This window comes from Streptococcus sp. HMSC068F04 (genome assembly GCF_001837455.1).
GTDB classification, from domain to species: Bacteria; Bacillota; Bacilli; order Lactobacillales; family Streptococcaceae; genus Streptococcus; species Streptococcus salivarius_D.
The window spans coordinates 24,546-24,906 of the sequence record NZ_KV832488.1; the positions used below are offsets into that span (position 1 = coordinate 24,546).

1 pseudogene is annotated in these 361 nt (G+C 39.3%); it reads left to right on the plus strand.

The annotated features are described in order from the left end of the window. Nucleotides 1–361 (plus strand): annotated as a pseudogene (locus HMPREF2571_RS10835) (alpha/beta hydrolase); the annotation flags it as partial.

Below are 361 nucleotides of genomic sequence, written 5' to 3' on the forward strand. Positions count from 1 at the left end.
AGATTCGGCACAGGAAATTCTGAACTATGTCCGACAGAACTGTGGTGGGAAATTATTTGCTGTGGGTGGAGTTTCACTTGGTGGTCAAATTGCCATGGAGCTTTTGTCATTAGACAGCGCTATAGCTGAGAAGGCAATTATAGACGGGAGTCTCTGTATTCCTCAACCAAGGTTAGCGAGATTTTGCATCCTACTGGTATCATTATTCGGTAAACTGATGTTCAGTAAACCCGCCTGTAAACTTCAGTTAAGCATCATGAATAAATTCTATCCCAAATTAGCTTATCCAGACGAAATAAAAAATTATTATATAGAGGATATGCCAAGGACGCCTATCAAAACATTAGTGACCATCTATAAA